The organism is Amycolatopsis pigmentata (assembly GCF_042684065.1).
GTDB classification, from domain to species: domain Bacteria; phylum Actinomycetota; class Actinomycetes; order Mycobacteriales; family Pseudonocardiaceae; genus Amycolatopsis_E; species Amycolatopsis_E pigmentata.
Window position 1 is genome coordinate 37,363 of record NZ_JBHUKR010000027.1, and the last position, 17,032, is coordinate 54,394.

Genomic DNA, 17,032 nt, shown 5'->3' on the forward strand with positions numbered 1-17,032 from the left:
ATGGGCGGGCCGTTCCTCGAACTGGTCGATGTGGGCAAGAGCTACGGCACCGTCACGGCCCTGCGGGGTGTCGGGCTCGCCGTCCGTGCGGCCGAAGTGACCTGTGTGCTGGGTGACAACGGCGCCGGGAAGTCGACGCTCATCAACATCATCTCGGGCCGGCACGCGCACGACACCGGGCAGTACTCTGTGGACGGTGAACAGGTGCGGTTCTCCTCGCCCCGCGAGGCGCTGGACCGCGGGATCGCGACCGTGTACCAGGATCTGGCCGTGGTGCCGCTGATGCCGGTGTGGCGCAACTTCTTCCTCGGGTCCGAACCGGTGACCGGAGTGTGGCCGTTCCGGCGGCTCGACGTCGCCACGATGCGCGAGACCACCGTCGCCGAACTGAAGAAGATGGGCATCACGCTGCCCGACGTGGATCAGCCCATCGGCAGTCTGTCGGGCGGCCAGCGGCAGTGTGTCGCGATCGCGCGCGCGGTCTACTTCGGCGCCAGGGTGCTGGTCCTCGACGAGCCGACCGCCGCGCTCGGCGTGAAGCAGTCGGGCGTGGTGCTTTCCTACATCGCGGCGGCCCGGGACGCGGGGCTCGGCGTCGTCTTCGTCACCCACAACCCCCGGCAGGCGTTTCTGGCCGGCGACCATTTCGTCGTGCTGCACCACGGTGAAGTCGAGCTCGACGTCTCGCGCGAAGGCCTGAGCCTCGACGATCTCGCGCACCACATGGCGGGCGGCTCCGAACTGGACGCGCTCGAACGCGAACTGGAGCGTGGCCGGGACCCCGCCGGGCTGACCGGAACTTCCGGCGAGGGTCAGGCGGGGATGCGCCGGATACCGGGCGCACCGGAGTAGGGCAGGGGCCGATCGCCGTTCGCCGGGCGGTTGACCACCAGATCGAGGTTTTCGGCTATGCGGTAAGGCTTTGTCTGCACGATCCCGCCGAGATGCTTGCGCAGGCGTGACATCTCGGCCCGCACCGTGACGACGCGCGTCGGGTCGTCGAAGAGGTCCACGGCGAGCTGGCGCGCGGTTCGCCCGGCCCGGTAGTGGGACAGCAGGTAGAGAATCTCGGCGTGCCGCGGCGTCAGGCTGTGACTCCAGTTGATTTTCCCGCCGCTGACCGTCAATTCCGGGAAGGCCGGTTTCGACAGGTCGAGCAGCACCGTGGTCACGTACGCCCGGCTTTCGGAGTCCACGGCCCGGACCAGCCAGCCGCCGGGCAGGGGCTCCACATCACACCCGCCGTAGGCGGGCAGCCAGATCCGCCCGGCCGTGATGTTCTGCGGCAGCGCGATCTTCTCGACCGGCGCGAGACCGGCCGTCGCGGCGACCCAGCCGTCGGCATCGGTCACGAACGCCCTGCCCTCGACCCGTGAGATCACCGGCAGTGCGACCGAACGCAGCCGTTCCAGGTCGGCCAGGTGCCGCAACCGCAGTTGCGCTTCCGCCAGCTGCGCGACGGCGTCGACCAGGGCGAGCGTCGTGGGATGAAAAGTCGTGGCGGGGCTGGAGATGTTGACGACACCGAGCAGTCTGCCGTCGCGCGGGCTGTGCAGCGGTGAGGCGGCACAGGTCCAGTTGTGGTGCGTGCGCACGTAGTGCTCGGCCGAGAACACCTGCACCGGGCGGCCCACGGCCAGGGTGGTGCCGACCGCGTTGGTGCCGGCCGATTCCTCACGCCACCCGGCGCCTTCGGAAAAACCGAGTTCGTCGGCCTTCCGCACCACCACGGCACTTCCGTCCCGCCACAGCACCCGGCCCTCGTGGTCGGCGACGACCATGATGTGGCCGGCTTCCTCGGCCAGGCCCATCAATCCGTCGCGCAGCACCGGCAGTGCTTCGGTGAGCCCCGATTCCCGGCGCCGTGCCTCCACCTCGTCCGAAGTGAGCACGGGATCGTGCTCGTTGTGGTCGGGATCCAGCCCGAGCCGGACCATCCTGCGCCACGACTCGGCGATCACCGGCCGGGGCACGCAGGGCGGACGCGCCCCGCTCAGCGTGGCTTCCCGCATCATCGCGACAAGGCGCGCGTAATGGCGAGGGTCCTCCCCCGCCGCCATCGCCGGTTCAAGCCTGTCGTCGCCGCGCACGCCGGACTCCCTCTCCTCGCCGGACACCCACGCGTGGGCAGACCACCCGAGAGGGCTACGCGAATGTCACTCGTGTGGTCCTCATGTGCAGCGCATTGTAGCTATCGCCCGGTCACGGACGTGATCGACGCCACCACAGCCGACGGCTGTTCGAGGTGCAGCATGTGGCCGGCGTCGTCGACCAGCAACGCTCGCATCGTGGAGGGAAGCACGTCGACGTTGGCGGCCGGCAGCACCTCGTCCTTCCTGCCCCACACCACGGTGACCGGAATCCGCAGGCCCGCGAGCTGATCGACCAGGTCGAACCTCGGCCGGTCGCCGTCGAGCAGCGTCCCGGTCAGCGTGCGCAGCGAAGCTTCGACGCCGTCGGTGCTCTTGAACCTCATCACGTCGTCGGCGAGCTGAGGGGTCGCCATCGTGGGATCGGCGAACAACCTCGCCAGGTAGGGCGCCAGTTCCCGGGGGGTCGCCGCGGAAACCAGGCCTCGCAGGTGACCGGCGTTGATGGCGGGACCGACACCGGCGGGCGCGAGCAGGGTCAGCGACGCGACCCGCTCCGGCTCACGGAGCGCGGCTTCGGCGACCACCGCTCCGCCGAGGGAATGCCCGACCAGATGCGCGCGGTGGATACCGCGCTCGGCCAGATAGCCGAGCACCGTGCGGGCGAGGACGTCCAGCGAGCCGTCGCCCACGTCCTTGTCCGACTCGCCGTGGCCCGGCAGGTCGATCGCGTGCACCACATGGCCGGTGGAAAGCGCTTGCTGGACGAACAGCCACGAAGTCTTTTCCCCGGCGAACCCGTGCACCAGAACGATGTCCGGCCCGCGAGCGCCGTAAGTGGTGTACGCGATGGCACGGCCGTCGATGGTGATCTCGCCCGTTTCCCGCTCCGTGCCGTCGATGATGGCCCCGGCTTCCAGCTCCTGCCGCGCGATCCGGGCCTGTTCGTCGAGGTCCGTCTCGGGCACGTCGCCGTCCGCGATCAGCGCGATGCAGACCCCGACGGGAACGTCCTCACCGACGTGCGCGACGACCCTGCGCAGAATCCCGGGTTGGGCGGCTTCGAGGACACCGGCGATCTTGTCCGTGTCGATCTCGACCAGGTCGTCGCCCTCGCCGATCTCGTCCCCTTCGGCCACGAGCCATTCCACGATCTTCCCGCTGGCCATGGAAAGTCCCCAGCTGGGCATGGTCACCCGGACTATGTCCCCCATCGTTCACCGCTTCCGTTCGCGGACGGTCGCGGCCGTCTCACGATGACTGTTCGTTGGTGCCATCTCCACAACTCCCGCGACAGATCGGGGCCACCCGGTGGCGGTGTCCCGCCGACGGAAACGCCCGTGCCGGATGACGGTAGCCGATCTTCCGCGCCGGGCGCATCGGAGAGCGTGACCGGGCGCCGGATCTCGCGGCCGGCGCACACGCCGAGAGCCGCCTCGTCTGTGGGCGCTGTCACAACGCACATCAGACCGCGCCGGAGGGTACCGGGAACAGGGTTGCAGGGGGTTGCAACAACGGAAATGCAACCCTGGTGCAACAACACCCGAAACCACCTCTCCGGCCAGGAAAAACGCTTGCGCGACACGGTGTTCCGGCCGCTGCAACCCCCGTTGCGGAAACGGCTTTCCCTCCCGCCGGGGGCCGGGCGGCCGGAGGCGCGCGTTCGCCCCGCTTCCGTCCAGGGTGCCCGCCTGCGAAAATGCGGTCATGCCGACCTACGCCTACCGGTGCCGTGACTGCACGCGGACCTTCGAAGTGAAGCGTCCGATGAGCGAATCCGGTGCCCCCGCCTCGTGCCCGGAAGGACACGCCGACACCGTCAAGCTGCTCACCACGGTGTCCCTCACCTCCTCGTCCTCGGCCGCGGCTCCGGCCGGTGGCTGCTGCGGAGGCGCCTGCGGCTGCGGAAGTTAGAGGTCCAGGACGAGCTTGGCCCCGCGAGCCCGCGAGACACAGATCATCATGGTGTCGTTCTCGGCCTGTTCCTCGTCGGTGAGGATCGAATCGCGATGGTCGACCAGGCCCTCGAGCACGGGTGTCTCACAGGTCCCGCAGGTGCCCTCCTGGCAGGAGGAGAGGGCCGGGATGCCCGCGTCTTCGACCACTTCGAGAATGGACTTGCCCGGCGGAACGGCCAGGGTCATGCCCGACTGCGCGAGTTCGACCTCGAACGCGAGGTCCACCCCGGTGATTTCCTTGGGGGCGAAGCGTTCCACGCGCACGCCCGGCCGCCGCGCCTCGACCGCGAGCAGCAACGGCTCCGGGCCGCAGCAGTAGACCGCCGTGTCCCCGGCTTCGCCGGAGAGCAGGCCGTCCAGGTCGAGCAGGCCGGTTTCGTCCTGCGGCCGCACGCTCACCCGGTCCGGGAAACGGCTCGACAACTCCTCCGCGAACGCCATCGACGCCCGCGTGCGACCGCCGTAGACCAGGCGCCAGTCCGCGCCGCGCGCGTCCACCTCGGCGAGCATCGGCAGGATCGGCGTGATCCCGATGCCGCCCGCGATGAAGAGGTAGCGCGGCGCGTCGACGAGCGCGAAATGATTGCGTGGCCCGCGGATCGCCAGACGGGTGCCGTCGGCGAGTTCCTCGTGCACGAACCGGGAACCGCCCCGGCTCTCCGGCTCCCGCAGCACCGCCACCTGCAGCGCCGACCGGTCGCCCGGGTCACCGCACAGTGAGTACTGGCGCTCCAGCCCGGGGCCGAGCAGGAGGTCCACGTGCGCGCCGGGCCGCCACTCGGGCAGCGGCTCGCCGCCGGGGCGACCCAGGGTCAGCCGGACCACGCCCTCGGCGAGGGTTTCCTTGCGCAGCAGGACGACGTCGAGTTCGAGATCGCTGTCCACGCGGGCCGGGGCGGTCATGAGACACCTGCCAATGCTGGTCGGGGACGGGGCGGCACGGCGTCAAAACCCCTGGTGACCCCGCCGGCATCGCTGCCGCTCCGACTTTCCCCGGTGCCGGCCCGGCGCACCATGACCGTTTTCGCTGAACGAAAGTGATGTGGCCCGCACCTCCGCTCGCCGGCGGCACCGGTCGGAGCCGGGCGCACACGCCCGGTGACCGGCGACGATCGCCCCAATTGGTCTGGTCCATGTCTTGAATCGTGACATTGGTCCAGTCCATTCTGTGAAACGGCGGTTTTCCCTGCTCCCGCCTGGAGGAGAAGTGCATCCGATCCGGACCACCATCATCGCCGCGGCGGCCACCGTCGTCGCGGCCCTCGCCGTCCCGCCCGAAGCGGCGGCGCACGAACTCTCGCCGCTCGGCGCGAACTGGTACGCCGCGGCGCCCTACCTCATGCCCGAGAGCAACAACCCGCCCGATCCGGTCGCGGTGATGTCGGCGACCGGGCAGAAGGCGTTCCAACTCGCGTTCATCCTCGCCCCGTCCGGCGGCGGTTGCACGCCCACCTGGGACGGGACCTCGCCCGTGGCGTCGGACACCACGGCCGCGGCGACGATCGGAAGGATCCGCGACGCCGGGGGCGATGTTTCGGTGTCCGTCGGCGGTTACGGCGGCACGAAGCTCGGGCAGACCTGCGCGGACCCGGGTTCGACGGCGGCCGCCTACCAGCAGGTGATCGACACCTACGGACTGCGCGCGATCGACTTCGATCTGGAGGAGCCGGAATACGAAAACGACGCCGCGATCAACAACGAACTCGGCGCCGCGCAGATCCTCCAGCGCGACAATCCCGGGCTGTTCGTCTCGGTGACCATGCCGGGCACCCAGGCCGGCACCGGCTGGTTCGGCACGCAACTGCTGGACAAGGCCAGGAACCTCGGATTCACCCCGGACGACTACTCGATCATGCCCTTCGACGGCGGATTCTCCGGCGCGTCGAGCCAGACCGACGCACTGGAGCAGTTCCACGCCCTCCTGATGAGCCATCTCGACTGGGACAGCGCCACCGCCTACGCCCACGAGGGCTTCTCGGGCATGAACGGGAAGTCCGACGCGGGTGAGTACTTCACGCAGTCCGATTTCCAGACCGTGCTGAGCTACGCCACCGGTCACGGGTTGTCACGGTTCACCTTCTGGTCAGTGAACCGTGACCGCGCCTGTGGATCGTCCACCGATAACGGAGTGTGCAGCAACGTCCCGCAGAACGACTGGGACTTCACCCGCTTCACCGTCCAGTTCGCCAACACCACCCGATAAGCGGCCGCGCTCGCGGACAACGGCGACGGGGCTCCCTTGACCCCGGCAGCCGGCGATCGTGTTACGCGCCGGTAACCGGAAGGTGGCGAATCGGTGCGTTTCTTTTGTGTTTCGCGGACGGTTCCAGTGGGTTTCCGGGCTCTGTCAGGAGCCTCGCGAACCCCGCTGGGACCGCCCTGGCAAGCCCTGGGCGGCCTGGCATCTGTCGGTCACAAAGAGTCACAAAGATCACGTCCGGAAGCTCAAGCGTGGGTAATACACTGGTAAACCACCCCTTCGTCGCGCCATCGGCTCAGCGATTCACGGTTACCCGTGTCTGCGGAAACTCCGACCGTCACACCGCGAAGACGCGGCGAAAAGCCGGGATATCCATCCCTCCTCCCCGACACATTCAGTGACGTCCTTCACCGAATAGTTCTCACTAAATCAGGTCAACGCGGCTATGCTGGACGGCCTGATGAGTGAACGAGCAACGACACGCCCGGCGGGAAACCTTCCGGCGTCGGTGACGTCCTTCATCGGCAGGAAGAAGGAAATCTCCGACATCCGCAAGAGTCTGTCGACTTCTCGCCTCGTGACATTGACCGGGGTCGGCGGTGTCGGCAAGACCCGCCTTGCCATCGAGGCCGCCTACGAGTCCCGCAAGGCCTTCGCTGACGGAGTGTGGCTGGTCGACCTGGCGACCGTCAACGACTCGGCACTGGTCGCCCGGACCGTGGCGAACACGCTCGGTATCCCCGACCAGTCCACCAAGTCGGCCCCGGACCAGCTCACCGAGTTCCTGGCCGACCGGCGGACGCTGCTGGTGCTCGACAACTGCGAGCACCTGGTGCATGCCTGTGCCGTGCTGGCGGATCATCTGCTGCGCTGTTGCGAGGGACTGAGGATCCTCGCCACCAGCCGGCAGACCCTGGCCATCACCGGCGAGCGCATCTTTACCGTCCCACCGCTTTCGGTGCCCGACCCGCGTGAGAGCGAGGACGTCGTCGACACCTACGACGCACCCGCGCTGTTCTTCGACCGGGCGGCGGCGATCCAGCCGGACCTGGAACTCTCGGACGGCAAGCGGCACACGGTGGCCCGGCTCTGCGCGCGACTCGACGGCCTGCCGCTGGCCATCGAACTCGCCGCCACGCGCGTGCGCTCCCTGCCCGTCGAGCAGATCATCGAGCGCCTCGATGACCGGTTCGGCCTGCTCACCGGGGGCAGCCGCGCGGCAGTCCCCCGCCAGCGCACGTTGCGCGCCCTCATCGACTGGAGCTACGACCTGTGCTCGCCGGCCGAGCGCCTGCTGTGGAGCCGCTTGTCCGTGTTCGCCGGGGAGTTCGACCTCGCGGCCGCGGAAGGCGTGTGCGCGGGCGAAGACCTGCCCCGTGAGGACGTGCTCGATCTGATCGACCGGCTCGTGGCCCAGTCGATCCTCCTGGTCACCTCGAGTGAGAGCGGGCCGCGCTACCGGCTCCTGGAGACCATTCGCCAGTACGGCGCCGAAAAACTCGCCGGATCCGGCGAGGAGACCACGCTGCGCCGCCGTCACCGCGACTTCTTCCTCGCGCTGAGCGAAGACATCGCGGACCACTGGAACGGCCCCGGGCAGGAAGCCGGGCTCGCCCGGTTACGGGCCGACCACGGCAATCTGCGTGCGGCACTGGAATGGTGCGCGTCCGACCCGGGCAGCAGGCGTGAGGGCCTGGCAATGGTCGCCGCGCTGCGATACCACTGGTGCGCCGATGGTTTCCTCAGCGAGGGAAGGCGCTGGCTCGACCGGATGCTCGCACTGCCCCCGACGTCCACTGTGGAGCCCGAGTTGCGGGCGAAGGCGTTGTGGGTCGCGGCGTGGGCCACGCTCCTTCAAGGCGACCACGATGTCGTGGAGGCCCGGCTGGACGAATGCGAAACCCTCGCCTCCGAACCGGCCACGCTCGGCCGCATGACCTCGTTGCGGGGCTCGCTGGCCTTTTTCCGCGGAAACCGCGACGAAGCGACGCGGGATTTCGAACGGTCGCTCGCTCTGCTCTCGGCCACCACCGAACAGGACGGCATCCTCCTGACATTGTTCCAGCTCAACATGATCCGGGCGAGCGATCCCTTGGACGACGGCTTCGACGCGGGCAAGGAGGCGATCGCGCTGGCCGAGCGGCTGGGCGAGCGCTCTGTCCGGTCGTACGCGCTGTGGTCGGTGGCCTTCGAAGCGTGGGTGCGCGGTGACGCAGGCTCGGCCGGCGACTGGGTCCGTGAAGCGCTGATGATCCAGCGCGGCTTCAACGATCATTCCGGCGCCGCGATGATGATCGAACTGCTCGCCTGGATGGCCACCGACGCCGGCGAATACCGGCGCGCGGCGCGGTTGCTCGGCGCGGTCCACGCGCTCTTCCAGACCCTCGGCACCTCCATCTCGGCGTTCGGTCCGCAACTGGCGCAACGGCACTCGCACTGCCAGTGGACCACGCTGCGGGCGCTTCGCACCGAAGCGTTCCAAAGCGCCTTCGCCGAAGGCACGCGGATGTACCGTTCCGAAGCCATTTCCTACGCGCTGGGCGAAGGTTCCCACGACCATTCTCCCGAAGACACCGACCGGGTCCTGACCCCGCGCGAACGGCAGGTCGCCGAACTGGTCACGCAGGGCATGAGCAACCGTAAGATCGCCGAGTCGCTGGTGGTCTCCCCTCGCACCGTGGAAGGCCACGTCGAGCACATCCTGGCCAAGCTCGGCTTCACTTCCCGCGCGCAGATCGCCGCATGGAACGCGGCGAGCACGTCCGCGGGCCCGCGCTTCTAGGGGTCAAGCGCCGTCCCGCAGAACCCGGCGCAGGATCTTTCCGGTGGGCGACTTGGGGATCTCGTCGACGAAGCGGACTTCGCGCACCTTCTTGTAGGGCGCGACCCGCTCCGCGACGAACATCATCAGCTCGCCCTCGTCCACCGGACCGGTGGTGACCACGTAGGCCCTCGGCGCCTCGCCGCCCTCGGCGTGCGGTACGCCGACCACCGCGGCGTCGGTGACCGCGGGGTGGGTCAGCAGCACCGATTCCAGTTCGGCCGGCGCGACCTGGTACCCCTTGTACTTGATCAGTTCCTTGATCCGGTCGACGACCCAGAACAGGCCGTCGTCGTCCACTCGCACCATGTCGCCGGTGTGCAGCCAGCCGTCGGTGATCGTCTCGGCGGTGGCCCGAGGGTTGCCGAGGTAGCCCGCCATCACCTGCGGCCCGCGGATGAGCAACTCGCCCGGTTCCCCGGGTGGCACGTCGGTATCGGTGCCGGGCCGCACCAGGCGCGCTTCGGTGTTCGGCGACAGCCTGCCCACCGAACCCGTCGGGGTGGCCGGGAATTCGGCGTCGAAGACCTGGTGGGTGCCCGGGCTCGCCTCGGTCATGCCGTAACCCTGGCGGATGAGGCAACCCAGCCGCTTCTCCAGGCGCTCGGTGACCTCGACGTCCATCGGCGCCGCACCGCAGAGCACGTACCGCAGGGACGACAGGTCGAGTTCGTCGATCTCCGGCGCGCGGGCCAGCGCGAGCAGCATCGGCGGCGCGAAATAGGCCCGGGTCACCCGGTACCGGGCCAGCGCGGCGAGATAGCCGCCGACCTCGAACCGCGGCAGCGTGACCACCGTGGCGCCGCCGAGCAGTCCGGAGTTGAGGATGATGGTGAACCCGTAGATATGGAAGAAGGGCAGCACGGCGGCCTGCACGTCGTCGGGCCCGATCGGCCACCCAGCCCGGGTCTGCAGGAGATTCGCCACCAGGTTGCGATGGGTGAGCCGCACGCCCTTCGAGGTTCCGGTGGTGCCGCTGGAGAACGGCAGGACGGCGACGGCGGTGGCCGGGTCGAGGTCCGGATCCGGCGCGGGGCCGCCTTCGGCGAGCAAGGTCTCGAAGGAAGGAGCGCCGGACACGTCGTCACCGCCCAGCAGGAACACCCGCGTCACGCCCGCGGCCGCCGCGACCTCGACCGCCTTGTCCGCCACCGTGTTCGCCGCGATGAGCACCTTCGCGCCCGCCGCGGTGAGCTGCCCGGTCACTTCGCGATGTGTCAGCACGGGGTTGATCGGCGTCACCGTCGCGCCCGCCGCGATCACCGCGTGCAGCGCGATGGCGTAGGCCGGCTGGTTGTGGCTCATCAACGCGACGACGTCACCCGGCCGTACCCCCGCCCGGTGCAGCCCCGCGGCCCCGGCCTCCGCCGCCTCGACCAGCTCCGCGTAGGTCAGGCTGTCCCCGGTCGTCCCGTCGACGAGCGCGATCTTGTCCCCGGACTCTCGCGCGGTCCCGAGCACGAGCTCGGTCAGCGTGACGTCCGGGATCTCGATGTCGGGCAACGGGCTGCGATAGATCATGCCGGGGCTCCTGGGGACGGGAGAGGTCAAGCGTAGAACCGGAAAACCGGCTGGGCCACGCAGGCGGGCTTGGCGCCGTTTTCGATCTCCACCACGAGATCCGCGGTGAACTGCACACCGTTGCCCTCGATTTCGGCCACGTCGCCGAGGCGACCGCCGAGCCTCAGGCGCGATCCCGCGGGCACCGGCGCGGGGAAACGCACCTTGTTGAGCCCGTAGTTGACCTTCGTGGCCACGCCGTCGACATCCAGCAGGTCCGTCCACAAAGGAATGAGCAACGACAGGGTGAGATAGCCGTGCGCGATCGTGCCGCCGAACGGCCCGCTCTTGGCCTTCTCGGTGTCCACGTGGATCCACTGATGGTCACCGGTGGCGTCGGCGAAGGCGTTGATCCGCTCCTGATCCACGCCGAACCAGTCACCGAACCCGAGATCCTTGCCGGACATCGTCTTCAGTTCGTCGAAGGTCACCTTCATCGTCATTGTTCTCCCAGCTTGAGCACGCGCACGGCGTTGTCCTTGAGGATCTTCGGCCGCACCTCGGGCTTGAGATCCAGCTTCGCGAAGTCGGCCAGCCAGCGGTCGGGCGTGATCACCGGGTAGTCCGAGCCGAACAGGACCTTGTCCTGCAGCAGCGAATTGGCATATCGGACCAGCTGGGGCGGGAAGTACTTCGGCGACCAGCCCGACAGGTCGATGTGGACGTTCGGCTTGTGCGTGGCCACCGCCAGCGCCTCGTCCTGCCACGGGAACGACGGGTGGGCCATGATGATCGTCAGATCCGGGAAGTCCACGGCCACGTCGTCGAGCAGGATCGGGTTCGACAGCGCGAGCCGCACTCCCCCGCCGCCCGGCATGTTCGCGCCGATCCCGGTCTGCCCGGTGTGGAACAACGCGACCAGCCCGTGCTCCTGTGCCACCTCCAGCAGCGGATAGGCGCTGCGGTCGTTGGGCGCGAAGTTCTGGAGGCTGGGGTGGAACTTGATCCCGCGCACACCGTGTCCGACGGCCAGGCGCGCCAGCTCCCGCGCGCCCGCCTCGCCCTTGTGCGGGTCGATGCTGGCGAACGGGATCAGCACGTCGGAATGCTTCGCTGCGGCTTGCGCGATCTCCTCGTTGGACAGCGCGGGATGTCCGGTGGAGGACTCGACGTCGACGGAGAACACCACCGCGCCGATCCGGCGTTCCCGGTAGTACTCGGCGATCTGGTCCACCGTCGGGCGTTCTTTGTCCGCCTTGAAGTAGGCCGAGGAGGCCTCGATGAATTCCGGGGGCAACGAAAGATGACCGTGTTCGTCGGCCTCCACATGGACGTGGACGTCGATCGCGTCGAGCTTGGCCGGGTCCACGTCATCCTCCTTGGGGGGCTGGGGGTTCGGGCAGCGACTCGCCGACGGTCTGCGCCTGTGCGCCGACGGTGCTCGCCCACGCCTCGGCGATCGCGTCCGCGCTCCAGCCGCCGTCAGCGTAGGCAAGTGCCACCTGCTGCGGATGCGACCACAGCGACAGCCGGTCACCGCCGATGCCGATCGCCTGCCCGGTGACGCCGGAACTGGCGTCGGACGCGAGGAAGGACACCAGTCCCGCGGCGTCCTCGGGACCGCCGAACCCCAGTGCGCGGCGTGCGAACGGCGGCATGGGTTCACCGGCCCGCAGCGCGTCGAAGTAGGGCTTGAGCACCGGCATGGTCTCGGTCATCGCGGTCGCGGCGACCGGGACGATCGCGTTCACCGTGATGTTCGCGCGGCCCAGTTCCATCGCCCAGGTGCGGGCGAAGCCGACGATGCCCGCCTTGGCCGCCGAGTAGTTGGTCTGGCCGAAGCTGCCCCGCTGCCCGGCCGGCGAGCCGACCAGGATCAGGCGGCCACCCTCGCCCTGCTCGCGCATCCGCCGCGCGGCGGCGCGGGCGCAGGTGAAGGTGCCCCGGAGGTGGACGTCGATCACGGTGTCGAAGTCCTCGTCGGACATCTTCCACAGCACCTTGTCCCGCAGCACGCCGGCGTTGGTGACCAGCACGTCCAGCCTGCCGAACTCCTTGACCGCGCGGGCGACGAGCGCCTCCGCGGCTTCGGTTCCCCCGACCGCGGCGACCTCGGCGACGGCGGTGCCGCCCGCCGCGGTGATCTCTCCGACGGCCGCCTCGGCCGTCGCCTCGTCCACGTCGTTGACCACGACCTTGGCGCCCGAGGACGCCAGCTCCTTTGCGTAGGCCAGGCCGAGCCCACGCCCGCTCCCGGTCACGATCGCGACCTTCCCGGTCAGGTCCATACTCCTCCGCTCACCGTCCGCGTCCTGCCGGATAGGTGTAGCCATCAATGATTCATGTTGTCAACCATTTGTCCGGGAAGACACCCGTGCGTCGCCTTTCCGGACGTCAGGCGGTTACATCCGGCGGTCTACTGGCACAATGGGGTGATGGGCAAGCCAGGCACCTCCGAGCGCCCGACGCTGACCAGCGATGCCGGTTTCCTGCTGGCCCGCGCCGGAGGCAAGGCCATCCGAAGCCTCAACCGGGCGCTGGAGCCCTACCGGCTGCGCAGCAGGCATTACACGGTGCTCATGGCCGTGTCCGAACGCGGTGGCCTTTCCCAGCGTGAGCTGGGCGAACTGCTCGGCATCGACCCGAGCGCGGTGGTCGCGCTGATCGACGACCTGTCCGCCGCCGGCTTCGTCCGCCGTGACCCGCATCCGGAGGACCGGCGGACCCGGCTGGTCATGCTGACCGACGCCGGACGCGACGCGTTCACCCAGGCCACCGAACTGGCCGCCCGGATGGAGGACGATCTTCTCGCTCCGCTCACCCCGGAGGAGCGCGGGACGCTGGTCGACCTCCTGCGGCGTATCACCCGGTAACCCCCTGGTCCTATCAGGTGAGTCACAGTGCGTGGCGACTGGCAAACAAGTTAGCATAGGTCAACTAAATTGTTCGTCCGGTCAACGGTGACGTGTCCTGATGTGTGTGGTGGGAGTGATGGACGTGGAGTCCGTACAACCTGAGACGGGGACCGCTCTGGCGGAACCGGTGCCGTCCGGACGGCGGGGCAGGCACGCGTCGCGGACCGGAGACCCGGGTCCGGGCTACAAGTGGATCGCGCTGTCCAACACCACGCTCGGGATGCTGGTCGCCACCATCAACTCGTCGATCGTGCTGATCGCGCTGCCGGACATCTTCCGGGGCATCCACGTCAACCCGCTCGAGCCCGCGAACACCAGCTACCTGCTGTGGATGATCATGGGCTTCCTCGTGGTGACCGCGGTCCTGGTGGTCGGGTTCGGCAGGCTCGGCGACATGTACGGCCGGGTGCGGATGTACAACCTGGGTTTCGCGGTGTTCTCGGTCTCCTCCGTGCTGCTGGCGGTCACCTGGATGGACGGCTCCGGCGGGGCCCTGTGGATGATCGGCTGGCGGGTGGTCCAGGGCGTCGGCGGGGCGTTTTTGATGGCCAACTCGAGCGCGATCCTCACCGACGCCTTCCCGGTCCACCAGCGCGGCACCGCGCTGGGCATCAACGGCGTCGCCGCGATCGCCGGGTCGTTCCTCGGCCTGGTCATCGGCGGGCTGCTCGGCCCGGTCGAATGGCGGCTGGTGTTCCTGGTGTCGGTGCCCTTCGGGGTCTTCGGCACCATCTGGGCCTACCTCAAACTGCGGGAAACCGGCCAGCGGCAGCGCGCCAAGATGGACTGGTGGGGCAACATCACCTTCGCGATCGGCCTGATCGCGGTGCTGGTCGGGATCACCTACGGACTCCAGCCCTACGGCGGCCACACGATGGGCTGGACGAGCCCGACCGTGTTGTCCTGCCTCATCGGCGGTGTCGTGGTCCTGCTGGCGTTCGCGATCATCGAGACGAAGGTGGCCAACCCGCTGTTTCACCTCGGGCTGTTCCGGATCCGCGCGTTCACCCTGGGCAACATCGCGAACCTGCTCGCTTCGCTCGGCCGTGGTGGCCTGCAGTTCGTACTGATCATCTGGCTGCAGGGAATCTGGTTGCCCCAGCACGGTTTCAGCTTCGAGCAGACCCCGCTGTGGGCAGGCATCTACATGCTGCCGATGACCGTCGGGTTCCTCATCTCCGCGCCGACCTCGGGCATCCTCTCCGACCGGATCGGCGGGCGGGCGCTGGCGGCGGGCGGCATGCTCGTCACCGCGGTGACCTTCCTGCTGCTGAGCATGCTCCCGGTGGACTTCTCCTACTGGTCGTTCGCCGCGATCCTGCTGCTCAACGGCCTCGGCATGGGACTTTTCGTGTCGCCCAACCGCGCCGACATCATGAACAGCCTGCCGCCGGGCGCCCGGGGCGCCGGCGCGGGAATGACCGCCACCTTCCAGAACTCCGCGATGGTGCTGTCCATCGGTTTCTTCTTCAGCCTGATGATCGTCGGGCTGGCCGGCCACCTGCCCTCGGCGATGGCACAGGGCCTCACCGCCCACGGGGTGCCCGCCGCGGACGCGTCCCGGATCGCCGCGCTCCCACCGGTTGGCGTGCTCTTCGCCGCGTTCCTCGGCTACAACCCGATCCAGCAGCTCCTCGGCGGGGTCATCGGGCAGTTGCCGCCTGACCAGGCGGGGTTCCTGACCGGCCGCAGCTTCTTCCCCCAGCTGATTTCCGCACCGTTCTCCGACGGGCTGTCCGCGGCGTTCTGGTTCGCGATCGTCGTCTGCCTGATCGCGGCCGTGGCGTCCTGGCTGGTCGGCAAGCCCAAGCCGGTGGTGGCCGGAGAACCGCACGAGTCGCCCGGATCGGAACTCGCGGCGGCTTCCGGCGAACTGGTGGACGTGGCCGGAGGCGACGAGCCGGGCCGGATCACCGGCAGGCTGCGCGCCACCGACGGCCGTCGCGTGGCGGGCGTGGTCACGGTGACCGGACCGGACGGCAGGCAGGTCGCGCGGGCGGTCGCGGACGCGGACGCGGGGTACGCCGTCGCCGACTTGCGGCCCGGCACCTACACGCTGATCATCACCTCACCGGGCTTCCACCCGGAGGCGGCTTCGGTGACGGTCAACGGATTCAGCGTGGTGCACGACTTCGCGCTCGCCGGCGGAACGCCGGTGACCGTGGCCCTGCACGGCACGGTCACCGGGCCCGGCGGCGACGGGCTGCCCGGCGCCACCGTGACCGTGAACGACCAGGCCGGACAGGTCGTGGGGCAGGTGGTTTCGGGACCGGATGGCGGTTACGAGATCTCCGGACTGGCGCCGGGCGACTACACCGTGGTAACCAAGCTTTTCGAACCGGCCGTGCGCCAGGTCGAACTCGGGCAGGGCGAGTCGGCGACAGTGGACCTGGATTTCTCCCCAGACGAACGAGAGGATGCGCGGCCATGATCGAGGTCTCCGGGCGGGTGACCGGTCACGAGGGCGATGCGGTGCCCGGTGCCGCGGTCACCCTCGTCGACTCCAATGGCCTCCAGACCGCACGCAACGCCACCGACCGCACGGGCGCGTTCATTCTGTGGGCGCCTCGCGCCGGTGGGTACGTGCTGATCGCTTCGGCGCCCGCGCACCGGCCCGAAGCGGCGACGGTGAACGTCGTCTCCTCGGCCGTCCACCTCGACCTCACGCTGCACGGCGCGAGTGGCCTGAGCGGGGTGGTCCGGGCCGAACAGACCGGTGTGCCGATCGCCGACGCCGTGGTGACGCTCACCGACCTTCGCGGTGAGGTGTTCGACTCCCGGATCTCCCGCAGCGGCGGCGAGTACGAGTTCTCTTCGCTGGCGCCGGGGACGTACACCCTCGCCGTGAACGCGCGCTCGTACCGGCCCGCCGCGCTGACGGTGAACGTGAGCGATTCCGTGGCCACGCACCAGGATGTGGAACTGGCGGACGGCGCGGTGATCGCCGGGTCGGTGCGGTTGCCGCAGCCGCGGCCGGAGGTTTCGGTGACCCTGCTGGACGAGTTCGGGCACGTGGTGCGCACCGGCGGCGTCGACGAGCGGGGCCGCTACGCCTTCCACGACCTCGACGCCGGTACCTACACCGTGGTCGTCACGAGCTACGCCCCGGTGCGTGAAGCCGTGCATCTGAGCGGTGAGCGGACGCTCCACGACATCCGCCTCGGCTGAGGGAGCCGGGCGGGCGCGGTCCTCAACAGGCGCTGAGAAAGAAAGCGCTTACCGATTTCGTGCATGTTCCCACCGGGCGGAGCAACAAAATCACCCAGGTGGTGGACACCAATCGCGGGGTCTGCTTGCATGACGACACCGTCCGCGCGGGCACGAGTGACGAAACCGGGGACTGCATGGTCACGCGAACTCAACGGCTCATCGACCGCTCGCGAGCCTGGCTGGACCGCTGGTTCCGGCTTCAGGACGACCCGCAGGCATCCCGGCACCCCTTGGTGATCGAGGGTGAGCCCGCGCCGGAAACGGTCCGGCTTTCGGTGGGTGGTTTGCCGGTTCCGGTTGATGACACGTTGGCGGCGGTGTGTGCGAATGTGGCGTTG

General features: G+C 69.0%; 15 protein-coding genes. 8 read left to right on the forward strand and 7 right to left on the reverse strand.

What is annotated here, in order from left to right; translation table 11 throughout:
* Nucleotides 1-852 carry an ATP-binding cassette domain-containing protein gene (locus tag ACFSXZ_RS39245; protein WP_378271426.1) on the forward strand — a complete coding sequence of 284 codons (852 nt, stop codon included), beginning with the start codon at nt 1-3 and terminating at the stop codon, nt 850-852.
* Here the strand turns inward: ACFSXZ_RS39245 and ACFSXZ_RS39250 are convergent.
* Nucleotides 813-2,060 carry a GAF domain-containing protein gene (locus tag ACFSXZ_RS39250; protein ID WP_378271447.1) on the reverse strand — a complete coding sequence of 416 codons (1,248 nt, stop codon included), beginning with the start codon at nt 2,058-2,060 and terminating at the stop codon, nt 813-815. The two genes, ACFSXZ_RS39245 and ACFSXZ_RS39250, sit on opposite strands and share 40 nt — an antisense overlap.
* Before the next feature lie 131 nt (nt 2,061-2,191).
* Entirely contained in the window at nt 2,192-3,304 is a 1,113-nt protein-coding gene (locus tag ACFSXZ_RS39255) for an acetoin dehydrogenase dihydrolipoyllysine-residue acetyltransferase subunit (RefSeq protein ID WP_378271428.1), read from the reverse strand.
* Nucleotides 3,305-3,797: 493 nt separating this feature from the next.
* Between ACFSXZ_RS39255 and ACFSXZ_RS39260 the strand changes: the two genes are divergently transcribed.
* On the forward strand, nt 3,798-4,004 hold the full coding sequence (locus ACFSXZ_RS39260; RefSeq protein ID WP_378271429.1) for an FmdB family zinc ribbon protein: 207 nt from the start codon (nt 3,798-3,800) through the stop codon (nt 4,002-4,004).
* On the opposite strand, the gene ACFSXZ_RS39265 is transcribed toward ACFSXZ_RS39260, so the two are convergent.
* A complete protein-coding gene (locus tag ACFSXZ_RS39265; RefSeq protein WP_378271431.1) occupies nt 4,001-4,951 on the reverse strand; it encodes a PDR/VanB family oxidoreductase in 951 nt (316 codons plus the stop codon). The genes ACFSXZ_RS39260 and ACFSXZ_RS39265 overlap by 4 nt on opposite strands.
* A 304-nt stretch (nt 4,952-5,255) precedes the next feature.
* On the opposite strand from ACFSXZ_RS39265, the gene ACFSXZ_RS39270 reads away from it, so the two are divergent.
* Together ACFSXZ_RS39270 and ACFSXZ_RS39275 are read left to right on the forward strand one after the other, a co-directional pair.
* A complete protein-coding gene (locus ACFSXZ_RS39270) occupies nt 5,256-6,251 on the forward strand; it encodes a chitinase (protein ID WP_378271432.1) in 996 nt (331 codons plus the stop codon).
* A gap of 457 nt (nt 6,252-6,708) precedes the next feature.
* Complete coding sequence (locus tag ACFSXZ_RS39275; protein WP_378271434.1) at nt 6,709-9,030, forward strand: ATP-binding protein; 2,322 nt, start codon at nt 6,709-6,711, stop codon at nt 9,028-9,030.
* Nucleotides 9,031-9,033: 3 nt separating this feature from the next.
* Here the strand turns inward: ACFSXZ_RS39275 and ACFSXZ_RS39280 are convergent, their stop codons facing one another.
* Genes ACFSXZ_RS39280 through ACFSXZ_RS39295 form a run of 4 tightly spaced genes read right to left on the reverse strand, consistent with a single transcriptional unit; the run spans nt 9,034 to nt 12,857 of the window.
* Nucleotides 9,034-10,590, reverse strand: coding sequence for an AMP-binding protein (locus ACFSXZ_RS39280; protein WP_378271436.1), 1,557 nt, complete (start codon nt 10,588-10,590; stop codon nt 9,034-9,036).
* 26 nt (nt 10,591-10,616) lie between these two features.
* The gene (locus ACFSXZ_RS39285) at nt 10,617-11,072 is read right to left on the reverse strand and encodes a MaoC family dehydratase (protein WP_378271437.1); all 456 of its coding nucleotides are present in this window, start codon (nt 11,070-11,072) and stop codon (nt 10,617-10,619) included.
* Nucleotides 11,069-11,938, reverse strand: coding sequence for an amidohydrolase family protein (locus tag ACFSXZ_RS39290; RefSeq protein ID WP_378271438.1), 870 nt, complete (start codon nt 11,936-11,938; stop codon nt 11,069-11,071). The genes ACFSXZ_RS39285 and ACFSXZ_RS39290 overlap by 4 nt, the downstream gene beginning before the upstream one ends.
* A gap of 1 nt (nt 11,939) precedes the next feature.
* Nucleotides 11,940-12,857 (reverse strand): SDR family NAD(P)-dependent oxidoreductase, encoded by a 918-nt coding sequence (locus ACFSXZ_RS39295; RefSeq protein ID WP_378271449.1) that lies wholly within the window; start codon nt 12,855-12,857, stop codon nt 11,940-11,942.
* A gap of 147 nt (nt 12,858-13,004) precedes the next feature.
* On the opposite strand from ACFSXZ_RS39295, the gene ACFSXZ_RS39300 reads away from it, so the two are divergent.
* The 4 genes from ACFSXZ_RS39300 to ACFSXZ_RS39315 form a co-directional block, all read left to right on the forward strand.
* Nucleotides 13,005-13,442 (forward strand): MarR family winged helix-turn-helix transcriptional regulator, encoded by a 438-nt coding sequence (locus ACFSXZ_RS39300; protein WP_378271439.1) that lies wholly within the window; start codon nt 13,005-13,007, stop codon nt 13,440-13,442.
* 262 nt (nt 13,443-13,704) lie between these two features.
* The gene (locus ACFSXZ_RS39305) at nt 13,705-15,915 is read left to right on the forward strand and encodes an MFS transporter (RefSeq protein WP_378271451.1); all 2,211 of its coding nucleotides are present in this window, start codon (nt 13,705-13,707) and stop codon (nt 15,913-15,915) included.
* Nucleotides 15,912-16,652, forward strand: coding sequence for an MSCRAMM family protein (locus tag ACFSXZ_RS39310; RefSeq protein ID WP_378271440.1), 741 nt, complete (start codon nt 15,912-15,914; stop codon nt 16,650-16,652). Before ACFSXZ_RS39305 ends, ACFSXZ_RS39310 begins: the two co-directional genes overlap by 4 nt.
* A gap of 98 nt (nt 16,653-16,750) precedes the next feature.
* Nucleotides 16,751-17,032 (forward strand): hypothetical protein (locus ACFSXZ_RS39315; protein WP_378271442.1); only part of this gene is annotated, 282 nt, incomplete at its 3' end.

What these genes read in the sequence shown, in the direction of transcription:
- ACFSXZ_RS39310 (WP_378271440.1), top strand. Translation starts at nt 15,912, where the DNA reads ATGATCGAGGTCTCCGGGCGGGTGACCGGTCACGAGGGCGATGCGGTG.
- ACFSXZ_RS39305 (WP_378271451.1), top strand. Translation starts at nt 13,705, where the DNA reads ATGCTGGTCGCCACCATCAACTCGTCGATCGTGCTGATCGCGCTGCCG.
- ACFSXZ_RS39245 (WP_378271426.1), top strand. Translation starts at nt 1, where the DNA reads ATGGGCGGGCCGTTCCTCGAACTGGTCGATGTGGGCAAGAGCTACGGC.
- ACFSXZ_RS39285 (WP_378271437.1), bottom strand. Translation starts at nt 11,072, where the DNA reads ATGACGATGAAGGTGACCTTCGACGAACTGAAGACGATGTCCGGCAAG.
- ACFSXZ_RS39300 (WP_378271439.1), top strand. Translation starts at nt 13,005, where the DNA reads ATGGGCAAGCCAGGCACCTCCGAGCGCCCGACGCTGACCAGCGATGCC.
- ACFSXZ_RS39250 (WP_378271447.1), bottom strand. Translation starts at nt 2,060, where the DNA reads ATGGCGGCGGGGGAGGACCCTCGCCATTACGCGCGCCTTGTCGCGATG.
- ACFSXZ_RS39295 (WP_378271449.1), bottom strand. Translation starts at nt 12,857, where the DNA reads ATGGACCTGACCGGGAAGGTCGCGATCGTGACCGGGAGCGGGCGTGGG.
- ACFSXZ_RS39260 (WP_378271429.1), top strand. Translation starts at nt 3,798, where the DNA reads ATGCCGACCTACGCCTACCGGTGCCGTGACTGCACGCGGACCTTCGAA.
- ACFSXZ_RS39275 (WP_378271434.1), top strand. Translation starts at nt 6,709, where the DNA reads ATGAGTGAACGAGCAACGACACGCCCGGCGGGAAACCTTCCGGCGTCG.
- ACFSXZ_RS39280 (WP_378271436.1), bottom strand. Translation starts at nt 10,590, where the DNA reads ATGATCTATCGCAGCCCGTTGCCCGACATCGAGATCCCGGACGTCACG.
- ACFSXZ_RS39255 (WP_378271428.1), bottom strand. Translation starts at nt 3,304, where the DNA reads ATGGGGGACATAGTCCGGGTGACCATGCCCAGCTGGGGACTTTCCATG.
- ACFSXZ_RS39265 (WP_378271431.1), bottom strand. Translation starts at nt 4,951, where the DNA reads ATGACCGCCCCGGCCCGCGTGGACAGCGATCTCGAACTCGACGTCGTC.